Annotated in this window: 18 protein-coding genes; 12 read left to right on the top strand and 6 right to left on the bottom strand. The window is 56.2% G+C overall.

Annotation, left to right across the window (positions count from 1 at the left end; genetic code table 11):
* The first annotated feature begins 20 nt into the window (after positions 1-20).
* Complete coding sequence (gene fnrL / locus AC2T28_RS01645) at positions 21-761, top strand: transcriptional regulator FnrL (protein ID WP_486747202.1); 741 nt, start codon at positions 21-23, stop codon at positions 759-761.
* Positions 762-801: 40 nt separating this feature from the next.
* Here fnrL and AC2T28_RS01640 read toward each other — a convergent pair whose 3' ends face one another.
* Positions 802-1,689 (bottom strand): LysR family transcriptional regulator, encoded by an 888-nt coding sequence (locus AC2T28_RS01640; RefSeq protein WP_486747201.1) that lies wholly within the window; start codon positions 1,687-1,689, stop codon positions 802-804.
* A gap of 113 nt (positions 1,690-1,802) precedes the next feature.
* Here AC2T28_RS01640 and AC2T28_RS01635 point away from each other — a divergent pair, with 113 nt between their 5' ends.
* The gene (locus AC2T28_RS01635) at positions 1,803-3,125 is read left to right on the top strand and encodes an aminotransferase class I/II-fold pyridoxal phosphate-dependent enzyme (protein ID WP_486747200.1); all 1,323 of its coding nucleotides are present in this window, start codon (positions 1,803-1,805) and stop codon (positions 3,123-3,125) included.
* Between the two features lie 49 nt (positions 3,126-3,174).
* Here AC2T28_RS01635 and AC2T28_RS01630 read toward each other — a convergent pair whose 3' ends face one another.
* Positions 3,175-4,014, bottom strand: coding sequence for a universal stress protein (locus AC2T28_RS01630; RefSeq protein ID WP_486747199.1), 840 nt, complete (start codon positions 4,012-4,014; stop codon positions 3,175-3,177).
* 195 nt (positions 4,015-4,209) lie between these two features.
* Between AC2T28_RS01630 and ccoN the strand changes: the two genes are divergently transcribed.
* The 5 genes from ccoN (at position 4,210) to AC2T28_RS01605 (ending at position 8,816) form a co-directional block, all read left to right on the top strand.
* Entirely contained in the window at positions 4,210-5,820 is a 1,611-nt protein-coding gene (gene ccoN / locus AC2T28_RS01625; RefSeq protein ID WP_486747198.1) for a cytochrome-c oxidase, cbb3-type subunit I, read from the top strand.
* 14 nt (positions 5,821-5,834) lie between these two features.
* Complete coding sequence (gene ccoO / locus AC2T28_RS01620; RefSeq protein ID WP_486747197.1) at positions 5,835-6,563, top strand: cytochrome-c oxidase, cbb3-type subunit II; 729 nt, start codon at positions 5,835-5,837, stop codon at positions 6,561-6,563.
* Positions 6,564-6,574: 11 nt separating this feature from the next.
* Complete coding sequence (locus AC2T28_RS01615) at positions 6,575-6,787, top strand: cbb3-type cytochrome c oxidase subunit 3 (protein WP_486747196.1); 213 nt, start codon at positions 6,575-6,577, stop codon at positions 6,785-6,787.
* On the top strand, positions 6,784-7,653 hold the full coding sequence (ccoP, locus tag AC2T28_RS01610; protein WP_486747195.1) for a cytochrome-c oxidase, cbb3-type subunit III: 870 nt from the start codon (positions 6,784-6,786) through the stop codon (positions 7,651-7,653). Before AC2T28_RS01615 ends, ccoP begins: the two co-directional genes overlap by 4 nt.
* A 248-nt stretch (positions 7,654-7,901) precedes the next feature.
* The gene (locus tag AC2T28_RS01605) at positions 7,902-8,816 is read left to right on the top strand and encodes a LysR family transcriptional regulator (RefSeq protein ID WP_486747194.1); all 915 of its coding nucleotides are present in this window, start codon (positions 7,902-7,904) and stop codon (positions 8,814-8,816) included.
* Here AC2T28_RS01605 and AC2T28_RS01600 read toward each other — a convergent pair.
* Together AC2T28_RS01600 and AC2T28_RS01595 are read right to left on the bottom strand one after the other, a co-directional pair.
* A complete protein-coding gene (locus AC2T28_RS01600) occupies positions 8,813-9,487 on the bottom strand; it encodes a DUF2270 domain-containing protein (protein ID WP_486747999.1) in 675 nt (224 codons plus the stop codon). The two genes, AC2T28_RS01605 and AC2T28_RS01600, sit on opposite strands and share 4 nt — an antisense overlap.
* Positions 9,488-9,789: 302 nt before the next feature.
* On the bottom strand, positions 9,790-9,972 hold the full coding sequence (locus tag AC2T28_RS01595) for a hypothetical protein (RefSeq protein ID WP_486747193.1): 183 nt from the start codon (positions 9,970-9,972) through the stop codon (positions 9,790-9,792).
* A gap of 99 nt (positions 9,973-10,071) precedes the next feature.
* On the opposite strand from AC2T28_RS01595, the gene AC2T28_RS01590 reads away from it, so the two are divergent.
* From AC2T28_RS01590 to ccoS, 5 genes are all read left to right on the top strand, one after another.
* Positions 10,072-10,950 (top strand): LysR family transcriptional regulator, encoded by an 879-nt coding sequence (locus tag AC2T28_RS01590; protein ID WP_486747192.1) that lies wholly within the window; start codon positions 10,072-10,074, stop codon positions 10,948-10,950.
* A gap of 97 nt (positions 10,951-11,047) precedes the next feature.
* Positions 11,048-12,484 carry a cytochrome c oxidase accessory protein CcoG gene (gene ccoG / locus AC2T28_RS01585; protein WP_486747191.1) on the top strand — a complete coding sequence of 479 codons (1,437 nt, stop codon included), beginning with the start codon at positions 11,048-11,050 and terminating at the stop codon, positions 12,482-12,484.
* A 3-nt stretch (positions 12,485-12,487) separates the two neighbouring features.
* Positions 12,488-12,958, top strand: a complete 471-nt coding sequence (locus tag AC2T28_RS01580; RefSeq protein WP_486747190.1) for a FixH family protein — start codon at positions 12,488-12,490, stop codon at positions 12,956-12,958.
* Positions 12,959-12,963: 5 nt separating this feature from the next.
* Positions 12,964-15,144 (top strand): heavy metal translocating P-type ATPase, encoded by a 2,181-nt coding sequence (locus tag AC2T28_RS01575; RefSeq protein ID WP_486747189.1) that lies wholly within the window; start codon positions 12,964-12,966, stop codon positions 15,142-15,144.
* 3 nt (positions 15,145-15,147) lie between these two features.
* Positions 15,148-15,306, top strand: coding sequence for a cbb3-type cytochrome oxidase assembly protein CcoS (ccoS, locus tag AC2T28_RS01570; protein ID WP_486747188.1), 159 nt, complete (start codon positions 15,148-15,150; stop codon positions 15,304-15,306).
* Here the strand turns inward: ccoS and AC2T28_RS01565 are convergent.
* Both AC2T28_RS01565 and AC2T28_RS01560 read right to left on the bottom strand, forming a co-directional pair.
* Positions 15,272-15,808 carry an REP-associated tyrosine transposase gene (locus AC2T28_RS01565; RefSeq protein WP_486747187.1) on the bottom strand — a complete coding sequence of 179 codons (537 nt, stop codon included), beginning with the start codon at positions 15,806-15,808 and terminating at the stop codon, positions 15,272-15,274. The genes ccoS and AC2T28_RS01565 overlap by 35 nt on opposite strands.
* Positions 15,809-15,886: 78 nt before the next feature.
* Positions 15,887-17,425: a D-alanyl-D-alanine carboxypeptidase family protein gene (locus AC2T28_RS01560; RefSeq protein WP_486747186.1), complete on the bottom strand. Its 1,539-nt coding sequence runs from the start codon at positions 17,423-17,425 to the stop codon at positions 15,887-15,889.
* Between the last annotated feature and the right edge of the window lie 48 nt (positions 17,426-17,473).

Below are 17,473 nucleotides of genomic sequence, written 5' to 3'. Positions count from 1 at the left end.
CAGATCAATTGGGATCCCATATGAATACCCCTAATCTAACCATCGGAAAATGCGGTGATTGCCCGATCCGCCATCGCGCTGTTTGCGCCCGTTGCGATGCCGACGAGCTGATCGAGCTGGATGCGATTAAATATTATCGCAGCTACGAAGCAGGCCAGACAATCATCTGGTCCGGCGACGAGATGAGCTTTGTTGGGTCCGTGGTGTCAGGGATCGCGACCCTCACTCAGACCATGGAAGACGGTCGAACCCAAATGGTTGGCCTGTTGCTGCCGAGCGATTTTGTTGGCCGCCCTGGGCGCGACGGTTCCGCCTATAATGTGGTCGCGACCACAGATATGGTGATGTGCTGTTTCCGCAAAAAGCCGTTCGAAGAACTGATGGTCCGCACGCCACATGTGGCGCATCGTTTGCTGGAAATGACGCTGGATGAGCTAGATGCCGCGCGCGAATGGATGGTGGTCCTGGGGCGCAAAACAGCGCGCGAGAAAATTGCCAGCCTGTTGTTGATCATTGCGCGCCGCGATGCCTCGCTAACACCAGAGGGCGCCAGTAATGTAATGGTATTTGACCTGCCCCTCACACGTGAGGCGATGGCAGATTACCTTGGCCTGACACTGGAAACGGTCAGTCGCCAGATGTCAGCCCTCAAACGTGATGGTGTCATCCAACTGGAAGGCAAGCGCCATGTGACGGTGCCGGATATGGATCGCCTGGTGGAAGAAGCTGGCGATGACAATGATGGTGGTTTCTTGGTCTGACCCCAAAACTCTGACTATCTAAAACTAACGCATTGGCTGATCAGACTGAGGTTGCCTCCTCAGCGGATGTCAGCCAATGCGCGACTTGGCCAACCGGGCTAGAGGGCCGATGTGGCCGCAAGCTCCAAAGTCGCAAGCTGCCGGGCAGGCGGAGTTTGAAATCAAATGGGGCGACCAATTGCCCGTTACTCAGCTGTCGCTCTAGCAGTGCTTTGTGTCCCATCAACACCCCCGCTCCATTGATCGTCTCTTCTACGGCCAGGGCGTAGAGCGAGAAACTGGGGCCACGTGGTGTGATGTCGATTTCGGGGGCTGCGGCGCTTAGCCAGTTGGCCCAGTCCGTTGACCATGTGCTGTCTGACAAGCAGGGAACATCCTGCAGATCCGAGATGTGGTGCAGTTTATCTGCAAGCAACGGGGCGCAGACCGGAAAAATCTCGTCTTGGGCAACGTCTTCACCCCGTGCGGCATCATAGAACAAGCACAGGTCATAAGGCGCGCGTTTCAGGTTTGGCGGTGTCTCAAGAGCTGTGATTGAGATTTCGATATCGGGCGCTGTTGTGCGGAGGGCGGGTAGCCGTGGTGACAGCCAGAATTGTGCAACGGCTGGCAGCGCTGCGATGTGCACCACCTGCGGCGCCGCTTCACTACGTAACAACTGCATGGCATGACCCATCTGGTCAAAGGCCGAGGTGAATTCGGGTAACACGCGCGCACCCAGAGCTGTTAGTTCCACACCTTTGGCGCTGCGGTTGAACAGAGGCGCTCGCAGGCTGTCTTCGAGCGTTTTGACATGAGCAGACACCGCACCAGGACTAACACCCAACTCCAGCGCCGCTGCAGAAAATCCCCCCAGCCTTGCCGCAGTTTCAAAGGCGCGAAGGGCCGTTAACGGCAGTTGTTTGGGACGGGGCGGGGCAACGGGCATCAGCTAAGCCTCAGTTTTTCTAAGCCTAGTTTTTCGTAAATCTGATTTGCGGGCAAGAGCCAAGGTCGCTTTGATGCAGCTGAGGACATTGAAAACCTGAACTGGAGCCTGTCATGACTCACCTAGCCCCACGTGATTGGGTACCCGCTAATTGCGAAACCCGTATCCAAGATTTGGCGAAACGTACGGCCGCTGCCTCTTCGGACCAGACAGCTGCAATGATCACGTCGCTGATCTCCCGGAATACGCAGATTCATGATCACGAGTGTTTTAACCTGAACCCGGCCACGAACGTCATGAACCCGGCAGCCGAGGTCGTGCTGGCACAAGGACTCGGCAGTCGACCGTCTCTGGGCTATCCCGGTGATAAATACGAGATGGGGCTTGAGGCGATCGAAGAGATCGAAGTGATCGCTGCCGAACTGGCGGCGCAGGTGTTTAACGCCCGTTATGCCGAAATCCGGGTAGGGTCCGGCGCGCTGGCCAATCTCTATGGGTTCATGGCGCTGACCGAACCCGGAGATGCCATCATTGCTCCGCCCGCGACAATTGGCGGGCATGTTACCCATCATGCTGATGGCTGTGCGGGGCTCTACGGCCTGACCAGCCATCCCGCGCCGGTAAATGCTGACGGCTATACTGTGGACCTGGATGCGCTGCGTGATCTGGTACTGCGGGTTCGTCCCAAGCTGATTACCATCGGCGGCAGCCTGAACCTGTTCCCGCATCCGGTGGCCGAGGTGCGCGCAATTGCAGATGAGGTGGGGGCCAAGGTGCTATTCGATGCGGCCCATCAGTGCGGCATCATTGCAGGCGGTGCTTGGGATAACCCGCTGGATCAGGGCGCGCATTTGATGACGATGAGCACCTACAAAAGCCTAGGTGGACCGGCCGGCGGACTGATCGTGAGCAATGATGCCGAGATCGCCCAGCGGTTGGATGCGATTGCCTTTCCGGGGATGACGGCGAACTTTGATGCGGCAAAATCGGCAGCGCTGGCCCTGACGATGCTAGATTGGATTGAGCATGGCGACGGCTATGCGCAGGCGATGATTGATTTGTCGCAGGCCCTGGCCCTCGAGATGGCAGCATTGGGCCTGCCAATTTTTGGAGCTGATCGAGGGGTGACACAGTCTCACCAATTTGCAGTGGAAGCGGCAGAGTTCGGCGGCGGTCAGGCAGCTTCCAAGACGTTGCGAAAGGCTGGGTTCCTAGCCTGCGGTATAGGGCTGCCGATCGCCGAGGTGCCGGGAGACATGAATGGATTGCGGATTGGCACGCCCGAGTTGGTGCGCCGGGGGGTGACCCCAGATCACGCATCCAAGCTGGCGTCGCTCGTGGCCCGGGCTCTTCGGTCACCTGAGCCGGAAATGCTGGCGAGCGAAACAGCGGCCTTCAGAGCTGAATTCCAAGGCATGCATTTCGTGCGTCGCTAACATCGCAGTAGGCGTAAGGTGCGTGCTTGCACGCACTTTACACAAGTTGTCAGTGAGCCATGAAAACCGGAACGGTGGCCTGTTCCAGCATGTTGCGGGTGGCCCCACCAAGGATTGCCTCGCGGAAGCGCGAATGGCCATAGGCCCCCATTACGATCATGTCCGAACTAGTATCGATGGCATGACGGTTAATCACGTCGGAAACACGGCTTAGTGTTTTGCTGAGAACGTCGATTTCGCAGCTTACGCCGTGTCGTGCCAGCATTTGCCCAAGCAGGCCGCCCGGATCTGAACGCTCTGGTCCATGTGTTGGTGGGTCGATGACAACGATCCGGACCAAGTCCGCACCGATCAGGAAGGGCAGGGCCTTGCGTATCGCGTTCAAAGCCTCAGGTCCCTCGTTCCAGGCAATCATGACGGTCTTAGGTTGCGAAATCGGCTCTACATCATCAGGCACGACAAGAACTGGCGATTGACCTTCGAACAAAGCGGCTTCGACAATGGGCTCTGCTTCGACGCTGCGGTTTGGGCCATAGGGTTTGCCAAGCACCACCAGATCCGAGAACCGTGCCCGTTGGGCCACGTGTCGGCCCAAATCGGCAATTTGCGCAACGCCTGAGTCGGCGGACCAGTTCACCCCTGACTTCGACAACAGCTCTTCTGCGTGAGACTGTACAGCTGTGGCTTCTTCTTTGGAGCGGGCCAAAGACTCCTGGAGCACCATCGCATTGGCACCAGCGTAGTAATATCCCGTCTGGGTTCGGTCGACGCCTAGGCAAAGAGCCTCTACATGACCACCAAATTTGTCAGCCAGAGCAACGATCTGGGCCATTGGAGCCGCCGCGGTTTCGGTATCCGTCAAAACAGTCAGCAAAGATTTATAGTACATTTTCACCTCACACGCAGAAAGAGTGTCCGCAATCCGCTCACACAATTGCTTTCTGTGTCGAGGCTACACATACTTCGTCGCATTATGTCTTGATGCAGATCAAAGCACACTGACACTTCATTTTGCATCAAGCGGTCAGTCAAAAACCGTTTTGCGCGGCACAGAAACGCGCGGGGCAAGGTAAAGGGACAGAATATGTCTAATTATATCAAGCTTATAACGCTTGGTTTGGTCGTGATCATGTCGATGCTCGCGGCAAACTATGCGCGAGATATAGCTTATATGGTGCATGCGTTTATTATTATGGCCGTATCCGCCGGGCTTTTTCTCCACGTTCTTCGTAACACTGACGAGCCAAAACTGGCCGTTGGTACGGTAGATAATGAATATTTCGACAGCGTGATCCGCGCCGGGGTGATTGCCACTGCCTTTTGGGGTGTTGTTGGTTTTCTGGCAGGGGTGTTTATCGCTTTTCAGCTTGCCTTTCCGGGGCTGAACTTTGAATGGGCCGAAGGTTATGCCAACTTTGGACGCCTGCGCCCTCTGCACACCTCGGCGGTTATTTTTGCATTTGGAGGTAACGCCCTGATCGCAACTTCCTTTTACGTTGTGCAGCGGACCTCGGCAGCACGCCTTTGGGGCGGCAACCTGGGTTGGTTTGTATTCTGGGGCTATCAGTTGTTCATCGTTCTGGCCGCGACCGGCTATTTGCTGGGCGGAACCCAGTCGAAAGAATACGCCGAGCCTGAATGGTACGTCGACATTTGGTTGACCATTGTCTGGCTTGCCTATCTGGCTGTGTTCCTGGGCACGCTGATCAAGCGCAAAGAGCCGCACATTTATGTGGCCAACTGGTTCTTCCTGTCGTTCATCATCACCGTTGCGATGCTGCACGTGGTCAACAACCTGTCGATCCCGGTGTCAATCTGGGGCTCCAAGTCGGTTCAGGTGTTCTCGGGTGTGCAGGATGCCATGGTTCAATGGTGGTATGGCCACAACGCTGTTGGCTTCTTCCTGACTGCCGGTTTCCTAGGGATGATGTACTACTTCATCCCGAAACAGGCTGAGCGTCCGGTTTTCTCATACAAGCTGTCGATCATCCACTTCTGGGCGCTGATCTTCCTGTATATCTGGGCTGGTCCCCACCACCTGCACTACACGGCGTTGCCTGACTGGGCGACAACACTGGGCATGGTGTTCTCGATTGTGCTGTGGATGCCGTCCTGGGGTGGCATGATCAACGGATTGATGACCCTGTCTGGTGCCTGGGACAAGCTGCGCACCGATCCGGTTATCCGGATGATGGTGATCTCGCTTGGCTTTTACGGCATGTCGACCTTTGAAGGTCCGATGATGTCGATCCGCGCCGTGAACGCGCTGAGCCACTACACTGACTGGACCATTGGCCACGTACACTCGGGTGCGCTGGGTTGGAATGGTATGATCACCTTTGGTGCGCTGTACTATCTGGTTCCGGTTCTGTGGAAGCGGGAGCGTCTGTACTCGTTGAAGCTGGTGTCTTACCACTTCTGGCTCGCCACGATCGGTATTGTTCTGTACGCCGCGTCGATGTGGGTCACCGGCATCATGGAAGGCCTGATGTGGCGTGAAGTTGACGCCAACGGATTCCTGGTGAACTCGTTTGCTGACACCGTTGCTGCCAAGCAGCCAATGAACATCGTGCGTGGTTTGGGTGGGCTTCTGTTCCTCTCGGGTGCCGTCGTTATGTGTTACAACCTGTGGATGACCGTTCGTCGGGCGCCGGCCAAAGAGGCCAGCCTGTCCGTCGCGGTCCCGGCTGAATAAGGAGGGCCGGAGCAATGGCATTTCTCGATAAACACAAAGTCCTCGAGACCAACGCGACCCTCTTGCTGGTTTGCAGCTTGCTGGTCGTAACCATCGGCGGTCTGGTACAGATCGCCCCGCTGTTCTGGCTGGAGAACACCATCGAAGATGTGGACGGCATGCGCCCCTACACTCCGCTGGAGCTGACCGGACGGGATATCTATGTGCGTGAAGGGTGTTACACCTGCCACAGCCAGATGATCCGCCCGATGCGGGACGAGGTTGAACGTTATGGCCACTATTCACTGGCGGCTGAATCCAAATACGACCACCCACACCAATGGGGGTCCAAGCGGACTGGTCCTGACTTGGCTCGAGTAGGTGGTCGCTACTCGGATGAGTGGCAGGTTGATCACCTGCGCGATCCTCAGTCTGTGGTGCCAGAATCCGTGATGCCCAAATATGGCTTCCTGGAAAACACAGTCATCGACGGCAAGTATGTGGCTGACTTGGTGGCGACTAATGCGCTGGTTGGGGTCCCCTACACCGAAGACATGATTGCAAGTGCCCAGGCCGATTTCAAGGCACAGGCAAATCCGGACAGTGACTATGACGGTCTGATCGAGCGTTACGGTGACAGCGTCAGTGTGCGTAACTTTGATGGCAAGCCGCAGTTGACCGAAATGGATGCGCTGGTGGCGTATCTGCAGATGCTGGGCACGTTGGTTGATTTCTCGACCTTCACGCCTGATGCAAGTCGCTAAGGGAGGGGCTGATGGAAATCTATACTTTCCTTAGGGAATTCGCAGATAGCTGGATGTTGTTGTTCCTGTTCTCGGTCTTTGTGGTTGTTGTTTTCTGGGCGTTTCGTCCAGGCAGCACCAAAGTTTACGAAGACATCGCCAACATTCCATTCCGCAACGTTGATGCACCTGCTCCGCAGGGCGCCGATGACAAACCCGCCGCAGTCAAGGAGGCGAGGACATGACTAAGAAATCGCAAAAGTTCGAGGGTGATCCAAACACCACCGGCCACGAGTGGGATGGGATCGAAGAGTTCGACAACCCGATGCCGCGCTGGTGGCTGTGGACCTTCTACCTGACCATCATCTGGGGCATTGGCTATACCATCGCCTATCCAGCCTGGCCGATGATTAACCAGGCAACGGCTGGTGTTCTGGGGTGGTCCACACGGGCTGATGTAGCGGCAGAGATCGCTGCGGTGGAAGAATCCAACGCTGCAATCAACGCAAAGCTTGCATCGGTTGAGTTAACCGATATCCAAGGTGACACCGAGCTGAATACTTATGCGACTTCGGCAGGCAACGCGGTGTTCATGACCTGGTGTGCCCAGTGTCACGGATCAGGTGCTGCTGGTGCCAAGGGCTATCCGAACTTGTTAGATGATGACTGGCTGTGGGGTGGCGATATGGAGTCGATCCATACGACCGTTGCCAATGGTATCCGCAGTGATGACAATGACGATACGCGTTATTCCGAAATGCCCGCGTTTGGCCGTGATGAGCTGCTGGAAACTGCCGAGATCGACCAGGTTGTGAACTTTGTCATGTCTCTGTCAGGCGAGGCTCAGGATGCGACCAAGGTCGAGGCAGGTGCTGTGGTGTTCGAAGACAATTGTTCTTCGTGTCATGCTGAAGACGGTACCGGTGACCGGGATCAGGGTGCACCAAATCTGGCGGATGCGATCTGGCTCTATGGTGGCGATTACAAAACGCTAACTGAGACCGTGAACAACTCACGCTATGGTGTGATGCCTGCCTGGAACACGCGTCTGACTGAATGGCAGATCCGCGCTGTTACTGCTTATGTCCACCAGTTGGGTGGCGGCGAGTAATCTGTTCTTTGGCACTCGTGCACCAGAGCGAGTACCGTAAAATGCAGGGCAATGATCCAGGTCAATTCCCTGAAGAACGCAGCGCCAAGGCGCTGCGTTTTTACGTTTGGACAGCGGAGTCTTGCCTGTTGTACCCACGAAATGTGTCGTTTCGAAATCAAAGTCAAACATCCATATTTTTAAGGCGATTTCATTGAAAAAAGCGTTGTTGAACCACAAGTCTCCTGATGAAAATACAGGAGATGTGAATGGACAGACTGGCTGAAATGGCAGCTTTTGCAGCAGTGGTAGACCAAGGTGGTTTTACGGACGCAGCGCAAAAAATGGGGTTATCCAAATCGGCGGTTTCCAAACATGTCTCTAGCCTAGAGGCGCGGCTTGGCGCCCGTTTGCTGAACCGAACCACCCGCAGAGTAGGGCCTACTGATATTGGCTTGGCCTACTACGATCGCGCGCTCCGAGTGTTGAACGATGCAGGTGAAGCTGACGCGCTGGTTTCAGCGATGCAGGCCGAGCCGTCGGGGTTGCTGCGCGTGACCTGTGCCACGGATTTCGGCATTAAGCGATTGTCTCCGTTGCTTGCAGGTTTCCTTGAACGCTACCCGCAGGTCACGCTGGACGTGGTCCTGTGTCAGCGACGGGTGGAGCTGGTCTCGGAAGGGTTTGATGTGGCGGTTCGGATCGGGCCGATGGAAGACAGTAGCCTGCGCACTCGCAAACTAACGGAAACACGGATGCGCCTGTTAGCCAGCCCAGCCTATCTGAAAATGCATGGGCGGCCCCTGACACTCAACCAACTGGCAGATTTCAACCTGATCCATAATTCAAATGTCTCTAGCAGATGTGTTTGGAATCTGATGGCTCCCAATGGAGAAGTTCGGCATATGCGGGCCAAGGGTGGCCTGTGCATCAATGACAGTCAGTGTCAGCTTGAGGCGGCAATTTTAGGGCTAGGGATTGTTTTCCTGCCCGATTTTCTGACCCAAGAGGCGCAGGACGCGGGGCAACTTGTTGAGGCTATGCCCACCCTGGTGCCTCAGGTGCAGGGGGTTTACGTGGTGCGACCCTTTCACAAATACACTCAATCCAAGGTGCGGGCCTTTGTTGATTATCTGGCCGCACATATCTCAAATGGCACGGAACAAGCGAGATTGGAAAGCTAGCCCATGTAAGTATTTGAACTCCGGACGCCTGCACGAGCTGCGTCGCTCAAGCCGCTCCAAATGGCGATACCACCCCAACTGATCACATAGATGACTCCAATAGCGATCACCAATTCACCTGGAAGTGGGCCGACATCGGCGCGTGATATTCCCTGTTCGAGAGAGGTGATCGGGGTGGGGTGCACAATCAGCTTGCCGCCATAGGCAAGCGATTGAATCAACAATATCCACAAATAGTTATGGCGAATTCTGCGGCCAACCGACGTCATATAGCTTACGTGATACTTGGGGTGTATGTAGTCGTTGGCCAACACGTTGTGCCAGTTTTCCTCCATATGCAGGTCGCCTTCATCCAATAGCGGAGCATAGAAGTGCCGTTCTAACCAGCGCGCGCGTGCGCGAAAGACGTTGAAGTAGCGATACCGACGGGCTTCCAGAAGCAGGAAAAAGATGATCAGAATGCCGACCAGGATCAGCGGTAGGGGGGAAGCGTCGGGTGACGAGAAGGTGATGGACAGCGCCACGCCCAGGGTGACCACTGCCCAGTTTGTCGTGGTGTCCAACCGGGTGCGCCAAACGGTGCTGCGATAAACTTCGGCACGATATAGGTGCGCCACGGCACCTATTTCGGCATCAGCAAGGGTCATGCGATGTTTGGTCTGCTTCTCCATAGACATGTTCCCCACCTGCGCTTCTGTATGAGAGTAGGTTTTGTGCACAAAGGGTCAAATAACGCTCTGAGTTTGATCCGGATCAAACAGCTGACCTCAAATCAGTGTTTTAAGATGTACATGACACTTCCGGGGTCTGCGTTATCCCCCTCTCGATCAGATCCGGGGTTGTCCTGAATACCCATCTTGGTTGCTGGCAGCCGGGATGGGGTAAAGCGTCGGCTTTCCGATTTGTTCGCGCGTTTCCTGGAAAGCCGACGCCCTTTCTTAATCTCAGAAAATTTAAATATGGTCATTCAAGATTACAAATCGCCTTGTTCAGAATACCGCGTATTCGGGCGGATGTTCCGTTCCTGCTCTAGCCACCAATGGCCTCCTGGTAGCCAGGCCTTTTTTCGGGGTCTGGCTGTTTTGGCCTCGTTGGACGGTCCCGCGGGTTCCATACGGGTCGCGACCATAAATGCATTGGCATAGATTTTCAGCATGGTTTTGATCTCCTGTTCAGTCGTCTTGCCTCTACAGTTGCCAAAACAGGTGTAAAATGCGACTCATTATGGATGTCTTTGTGTAAGGTGTAGTTACATATGAACTGGCAAGACCTTCCGCCTTTGGCGATGCTCCGTGCTTTTTCAGCATTCACCCAAACGGGGAATGTGACACAGGCTGGTGCCTCACTTAATGTAAGTCACGCTGCCATCAGCCAACATATCCGATCACTTGAAACACACCTAGGCGTCAGTTTGGTTGATCGCTCGGGGCGGGCTTTAGCTCTGACCGCCGAAGGGGACCAATTGGCGCGCGCATTGGATTTGGGGTTCAGCGCTATTGGCGCGGCAGTTCAGGATCTAAAGGGTGCCGACGCTAGCCGCCCACTGCATGTCTCTTGTACCTCTTCCTTTGCTGCGTCGTGGTTGATGCCACGGCTCCCCGGTTTTCAGGCAGCGCACCCTGACATCAATCTGATGCTGGACCCTTCTCCTGAACTGGTCACCCTTAAACCCGGAGGCATTGATCTGGCCATTCGGTTTGGCCAGGGGGGCTGGCCGGGGCTTGAGGATGAGATGTTATTGGCTTCGCCTATGGTGATTGTCGCTGCACCTACGCTGTTGAAGGACAAGAAGCCCATTACTCCGGCAGAGTTGGTCGGGTATCCTTGGCTGGAGGAATTAGGAACAACCGAATCTTCCAACTGGCTTGCAGCCAACGGTGCCGAGGTGTCGAATCGCATCAGTCGGGTAGAACTGCCGGGGAATTTGCTGTTGGATGGCTTAAGGGCCGGGCAGGGGGTGGCGGTGACAGTGCGTCATTTCGTCATGGATGATCTAACATCCGGCCGTTTGATCGAGCTGTTTTGTGAAGCAGAAAACAGTGGGTATCATATCGTGACGCGCCCTAGTGTACTGCGTCCTGCGGCCAAACTGTTTATTAGGTGGCTGCGTCGGCAGAGGGCTGAAGCCCTCTAAAAGATATTTTCCCAATGTTCTTTTTGATCCATGTCAAAGTTGACGTCGGGGGCTTCTGTGACAAGGCTGGAATAAAGCCAACAATCGGAGAGAGTCCGTGAGCGATCCAAATCCAGCCCCTAGCCTGTATGCTGCAAGGGAGCCGATTTTTCCTAGACGAGTGTCCGGTACGTTTCGGAATCTAAAGTGGATTATCATGGCCGTGACGCTGGGGATCTATTACGTCACCCCATGGATCCGCTGGGATCGCGGACCCAGCCTGCCGGATCAGGCCGTTCTTTTGGATATGGCCAACCGTCGGTTTTATTTCTTCTGGATCGAAATCTGGCCGCATGAGTTCTATTTTGTTGCCGGTTTGTTGATCATGGCGGGGCTGGGGCTGTTCTTGTTTACCTCGGCCTTGGGTCGCGTGTGGTGTGGCTATGCCTGTCCGCAAACAGTTTGGACCGATCTGTATATTCTGGTCGAACGTTGGATCGAGGGCGACAGAAACGCCCGTCTGCGGCTGCATCACCAAAAGAAACTGGATTTCCGCAAGGCCCGTTTGCGGGTCACAAAGTGGACAGCTTGGTTGCTGATTGGTTTGGCCACAGGTGGGGCCTGGGTGTTCTATTTTGCAGATGCGCCAACTTTGGCGGTGGATCTGGTCACGGGGAACGCACATCCTATTGCCTATTCGACCATGGCCATTCTGACCCTGACAACTTTCTTCTTTGGGGGCTTCGCTCGCGAGCAGATCTGTATTTACGCCTGCCCCTGGCCGCGTATTCAGGCCGCGATGATGGACGAGGACACACTGGTTGTCGGCTATCGCGACTGGCGCGGAGAGCCTCGCGGTAAGCTGAAGAAAAAAGGCCCTGAGCCGACCGAGACACAGGGTGACTGCATCGACTGCATGGCCTGTGTGAATGTCTGCCCGGTTGGGATCGACATTCGTGATGGTCAGCAAATGGAGTGCATCACCTGCGCCCTGTGTATTGATGCATGTGACGATATTATGGAGAAGATCGGCAAGCCGCGTGGATTGATTGACTACATGGCGGTGAGTGATGAAGCCAACGAGCGTGCTGGGCGTCAGGCTGTAAACATCTGGAAGCACATTCTACGGCCTCGGACCATCATGTACACCGCGCTGTGGTCGCTGGTGGGCATTGGATTGGTGTTTGCTCTGTTTATTCGTCCAGACATTGATCTGACGGTCGCCCCTGTACGCAACCCCACCTTTGTCACCATGTCCGATGGCTCGATCCGCAACACCTATGATGTGCGGCTACGTAACAAGCACGGCGAACAACGTCAGTTCAACTTGTCCGTCACGGGTGATCCAACTCTGCGTATCCAGATCGAAGGCACGCCTTATTCTTCGGTTCCAGTAGAGCCCAACGTCGCACTGTTCCAGCGGGTTTATGTGATCAGCCCCAAAGGCTCGGCACCCTCGACCCAGGACGCAACACCGTTTAGAATTTGGGTGGAAGACAACGCCAGTGGGGAACGGGCCTACAAAGACACCACCTTCAACGGCAAAGGAAACTGAGTGATGACATCTCAAAAGCCGCAGCGAGAGTTCACGGGTCGCCATGCATTGATGGTATTTGGTGGCGCCTTTGCAGTGATCATTGGGGTCAATATCACCCTGGCAGTGAATGCAGTCAGGACTTTCCCAGGCCTTGAAGTCAAAAACTCCTATGTTGCAAGTCAGGAGTTTGATCAACGCCGCAGCGCCCAGGCAGCGCTGGGCTGGTCGGTGTATGCCACGGCAGGTGATGGGCTGGTCAAGCTCGAGATCACCGATGCCGATGGCCAGCCGGTGGAGGTAGCCAAGCTGACCGCAACGCTGGGGCGCGCCACCCACATCAAGGAAGACCAAAACCCGGACTTTCAGTTTGATGGCACGGCCTATGTAGCCCCCGCACAGCTGGGATCGGGGAACTGGAATATCCGCATGGTGGCGCGGGCCAAGAACGGAACAGAATTTTCCCAGCGGGTTATTCTGCACGTTAGGGGCTGATCCGCATGCCTGCTCAACTCCATTCTCCTTCACCAGCCGCCTGTCCTGGCTGTCTCGCCACCCCGCGCGAGGCTGTAGAAGCCGCCCCAGTTGCCGCCCGCTTGGCGCTGTCGCTGCCGGGCATTCATTGCCAGGCCTGCATTTCGACAGTGGAGCGTGGGTTGAACGCGGTTCCTGGCGTCACGTCGGCGCGGGTTAACCTGACCCTCAAGCGGGCCATGATCGAAGCCGAACCCGAGTTAAAGGCTGCGGATCTGATCCCGGTTCTGGATGGGCTAGGCTATGAGGCGCATGAACTGGACCTTGGTGCGTTGACAGCAACTCAAAGCGACAAGGCTGGCCGGGATCTTCTGATGCGATTGGCCGTGGCTGGCTTTGCCTCGATGAACGTGATGCTGTTGTCGGTCTCGGTCTGGGCCGGGGCTTCGGATGCAACCCGCGATATGTTCCACTGGATTTCAGCAGCAATTGCCCTGCCAGCCATCGCCTTTTCCGCGCAGCCGTTTTTCAAACATGCCTGGACAGCCCTGCGGGTGCGGCGGCTGAATATGGATGTGCCCATTGTGTTGGCCTTGGTTTTGGCCTTGGTGACATCACTTTGGGAAACCTCGCTTTCCGGCGAACATGCCTATTTTGACGCGGCGCTAACGCTGACGTTCTTTTTGCTGGCAGGGCGGTATCTGGATTTCCGTACCCGCGCGGTTGCCCGGTCAGCGGCCGAGGAACTCGCAGCGCTTGAGGTGCCCCGCGCAATCCGCGTGATCGACGGAGTAGAGACTGAAGTTCCAGTGGGCGAATTGTCTATCGGTGATCTGGTTCTGGTGCGCCCGGGTGGTCGAATGCCAGTGGATGGCGAGGTGGTGTCGGGTCAGTCCGAGTTGGACCGGTCCCTACTGACCGGAGAAACCCTCCCGGTGTTTGCGGAACCGGGCACTTCGATTTCGGCGGGAGAGGTCAATCTGACCGGTCCGCTGACCATCCGCGCCTCAGCTGTGGGCGAGGATACCTCGCTGCACCGAATGGGCGACCTGGTTGCTATCGCTGAGTCTGGTCGGTCTCGATATACTTCGCTGGCAGACAACGCCGCAAAACTTTACGCACCGGGAGTTCACATCCTGTCGGCGCTGAGCTTTGTCGGGTGGTATCTGTATTCCTGGGATATGCGGACGGCGCTGAATATCGCTGCGGCTGTTTTGATCATTACATGTCCTTGTGCGTTGGGGCTGGCCGTGCCTGCCGTGACCACCGCTGCCTCGGGCCGACTATTCCGCAAGGGGATGCTGATTAAGGACGCGACCGCGCTGGAACGGCTCGCCCAAGTCGATACCGTTGTATTTGATAAAACCGGCACTTTGACCGCAGGTACACCGCAGCTGACCAATCTGGCAGACTTTTCGGCTAAGGAGTTGGGTGTTGCGCTGGCACTGGCCGAGGCCTCGGCACATCCTCTGTCACGCAGTCTGGATCAGGCTGTACGAGGGGCGGGGATTGAGCCAGCCAAGATCACAGATATTCAGGAAGTACCTGGGTTCGGAACCGAAGCCAGATATCAGGGCAAACGCATCCGCTTGGGCCGCGCAGCTTGGGTTGGCGCGACCGCGACTGTCCAAACCACGGCTTGGCTGGACCTTGATGATGGTGCGCCCCGTGGCTTCCACTTCATCGACGCGCCGCGCCCTGGCTCTGCAGAGGCGGTGCAGTCCTTGCTGGATGCTGGAAAACAGGTTCATCTGATTTCAGGCGATGCCGAGGGCGCAGTTCAGGACCTGGCCGATCGGCTGGGGATTGCGAACTGGGTGGGCGAGGCTCTGCCCGAGGATAAGGTTGCGCGCATCCATGCTCTGACAGATCAGGGCGCAAATGTTCTGATGGTTGGGGACGGCTTGAATGACACAGCTGCGTTAGCGGCTGCACATGTATCGATTTCACCCGCCTCGGCCTTGGATGCCGCACGTGTAGCCTCGGATATCGTTCTGCTGGGGCAGGATCTAACACCAATCGCCGAGGCTTGTGATGTGGCTCAGCGCGCCACCCGGCGTATCCGTGAAAACTTCCAACTTGCCACTTTGTATAACGTCATCGCCGTTCCTCTGGCTGTCGCAGGCTTAGCGACGCCGCTGATCGCAGCCTTGGCGATGTCGACCTCGTCAATTACAGTATCCCTAAATGCCCTGCGGTTGAGGTGAACCATGCAAGTCCTGATCTTTCTGATCCCAATTTCATTGATTCTTGGCGGGCTGGGACTGGCGGGGTTTCTGTACACGGTGCGCAGCAATCAATATGACGACCCAGAAGGGGACTCGCGCCGTATCCTCAATGACGAGTGGGATGATCACCCCAAGCCTTAGGATTTTCTGCTGGGGTGGCGGTGCGTGCATGCACACACCCTACACGGTCTAGGTAAAAGGACGAATAGGGCCAATCCGATGAGCGCTTGACGAGACCGAGATTTGCGGGCGCCTCATAGCAGAGCCGCATGTGGTGCTGAAAATCATGTGCGTCGCGGAGATGATGTTCCCAGTATCGACGTTGCCAGATGCCGCGCTCATTCCGGGCCAACTGGCTGGCTGTGTGAGTTTTGCGGGGCAGGCTGCGCGAAAACCGGGTTTTGATCTGCCGCCATCGGGTGGAAAAGTCATGGTCATTCTCGGGCAAAGTCCAAATACACAACATATGATCTGGTAACACCACCCAGGCATCAACATGAAAAGGTCGGGTGCGGCGCGTCAGCCCTACAGCGGCACGCAATGTGTTGATCTCGTCGATCAACACTGTCGATCCTTGCTCAGCAAGACAGACCTTGAAGTGGATTGTCGCGCCAGGGGCGCGGGGTTGCAGATACCGGGGCATGCCTCAGCATCAGTTATTATGGTTAATGAATTCTAAACCAGTGTAGGGTGCGTGCTTGCACGCACCACTGGGATTGGATCAAGAGGGGCCGATTGTGTTGCAAGTCACGTTGCGCGCGCTCAGGCGACGGCAGGCTAGATCTGCGCCCTCTTGGGTCATTCCCAGGAAGTTGGCCTCAAAGCCACGGCTGGATTCTGCCACCTTACGAAGCGAGCCATCCAGCGTTGCCATTTCAGCCAAAGCGGTTCTCAGCAGGACTTTCTCGGCTTGGTAACGGGTTGTATAGCGTCCGACGTTGATGCCCCAGTGCCGACCGCCCGAGGTTGATAGCCGCGTGACCACTACCGGCTCAGGTGCAGCGACGGGAGAGGTTCTTAGATTCGCTGGGCGAGCGACTGGACGAAGCCCCGTAAAGACCGTGGGCTGTACTGCTGCTGTCACAATATTTGTGGGCTGTTCAGCGGCGGCTGGAGCTTGGTTGGTTTCTCTGACCTCAATCACTTGCTCTTCTGCTTCAGCAAGGGCGGCCTGAATGCTGGCCTGCAGCAGATCCTGATTGTTGCCAGTGGCATCATTAGGTGTGTCACCGGGCTCGGGATTTGTCCCGGCTTCGGCCAGCATTAGAACAGTCCCGTTGTCATCGGCCGCAGGGCGGGCTTTGGGGCGCAGGCTGGTCGTGACCAAGCCATTAGGACGAACGGTTTTTCCAGATCCGGCCACAACAGGAGCCTCAATGTTCCCGACGTATCGCGGTAGCGCAGGGCGGCGCAGTCTGGCTTGGCGTGGCGCTTCACGGAAGCCAAGGTCAAGCAGTTGGGCGACTTTTGCGTTGCGGTTGGCGCTTGATTTTCCGCCAAACACAGTTGCAATGATACGTTCGTTACCGCGCTTGGCCGAGGCTACAAGATTGTAACCGGCAGCGTTGGTATACCCGGTTTTGATACCGTCCGCACCGCGGTAGGATCCCAGAAGGCGGCGGTTGGTGTTGTTTACCTGCTTGACTCCTGCGTCGGTCGAGGTGCGTGAAAACAGGTTATAGTACTCGGGATAATCGTACAAAATATGCCGTCCCAGTTTTGTCATGTCACTTGCCGTCGACAGATGTCCGGACTGGGTCAGCCCATGGGCGTTCTTAAACGTCGTCCGCGACATGCCAATGGCTTTGGCTGTGCGGGTCATGCGGCGGGCAAACGCTGCCTCGGTTCCGGAAATAGCCTCACCCAGTGCGGTGGCTGCATCATTGGCGGATTTCACCGCAGCAGCCCGGATCAAATAGCGCAGGGCGATTTTCTGCCCGGTTCTAAGGCCGAGTTTAGAGGGAGGTTCAGAGGTGGCGTTGCGGCTGATGGTGACCTTGGTGTCCAGGGTGATTTCGCCGTTTCGTACGGCTTCGAACACGACGTACAGCGTCATCATTTTGGTCAGTGAAGCGGGATGCAACCGGGTGTTTGCATTGCGCGAATGGAGAACTTCGCCCGTTCGGGCGTCCATCACCATTGCGGCGTATGGTGCTGATCGAGCGACCATTGGCACCAGAATACACAGCCAGAAAGCTGTTAGAATAACCAAGCCCAAACGGGCCGGAAGGATGCACCGAACCTGCGAGATATTTGCCATGTCTGCCTCATGCCGCCGGTTTTCCGGCTGACTTTATTAACTAAGCTG

This window comes from Parasedimentitalea nitratireducens, assembly GCF_057444295.1.
The sequence above is the reverse complement of the archived record's forward strand: the minus strand, read 5'-3'. Positions and strand labels throughout refer to the sequence as shown.

Bases quoted from the DNA above. Each gene is read 5' to 3' on its own strand.
- AC2T28_RS01590 (WP_486747192.1), top strand. From the start codon at position 10,072: ATGAACTGGCAAGACCTTCCGCCTTTGGCGATGCTCCGTGCTTTTTCA.
- AC2T28_RS01560 (WP_486747186.1), bottom strand. From the start codon at position 17,425: ATGGCAAATATCTCGCAGGTTCGGTGCATCCTTCCGGCCCGTTTGGGC.
- ccoO (WP_486747197.1), top strand. From the start codon at position 5,835: ATGGCATTTCTCGATAAACACAAAGTCCTCGAGACCAACGCGACCCTC.
- ccoN (WP_486747198.1), top strand. From the start codon at position 4,210: ATGTCTAATTATATCAAGCTTATAACGCTTGGTTTGGTCGTGATCATG.
- AC2T28_RS01635 (WP_486747200.1), top strand. From the start codon at position 1,803: ATGACTCACCTAGCCCCACGTGATTGGGTACCCGCTAATTGCGAAACC.
- fnrL (WP_486747202.1), top strand. From the start codon at position 21: ATGAATACCCCTAATCTAACCATCGGAAAATGCGGTGATTGCCCGATC.
- ccoP (WP_486747195.1), top strand. From the start codon at position 6,784: ATGACTAAGAAATCGCAAAAGTTCGAGGGTGATCCAAACACCACCGGC.
- AC2T28_RS01575 (WP_486747189.1), top strand. From the start codon at position 12,964: ATGCCTGCTCAACTCCATTCTCCTTCACCAGCCGCCTGTCCTGGCTGT.
- AC2T28_RS01630 (WP_486747199.1), bottom strand. From the start codon at position 4,014: ATGTACTATAAATCTTTGCTGACTGTTTTGACGGATACCGAAACCGCG.
- AC2T28_RS01605 (WP_486747194.1), top strand. From the start codon at position 7,902: ATGGACAGACTGGCTGAAATGGCAGCTTTTGCAGCAGTGGTAGACCAA.
- AC2T28_RS01640 (WP_486747201.1), bottom strand. From the start codon at position 1,689: ATGCCCGTTGCCCCGCCCCGTCCCAAACAACTGCCGTTAACGGCCCTT.
- AC2T28_RS01595 (WP_486747193.1), bottom strand. From the start codon at position 9,972: ATGCTGAAAATCTATGCCAATGCATTTATGGTCGCGACCCGTATGGAA.
- AC2T28_RS01565 (WP_486747187.1), bottom strand. From the start codon at position 15,808: ATGCCCCGGTATCTGCAACCCCGCGCCCCTGGCGCGACAATCCACTTC.
- ccoS (WP_486747188.1), top strand. From the start codon at position 15,148: ATGCAAGTCCTGATCTTTCTGATCCCAATTTCATTGATTCTTGGCGGG.
- AC2T28_RS01580 (WP_486747190.1), top strand. From the start codon at position 12,488: ATGACATCTCAAAAGCCGCAGCGAGAGTTCACGGGTCGCCATGCATTG.
- AC2T28_RS01600 (WP_486747999.1), bottom strand. From the start codon at position 9,487: ATGGAGAAGCAGACCAAACATCGCATGACCCTTGCTGATGCCGAAATA.
- AC2T28_RS01615 (WP_486747196.1), top strand. From the start codon at position 6,575: ATGGAAATCTATACTTTCCTTAGGGAATTCGCAGATAGCTGGATGTTG.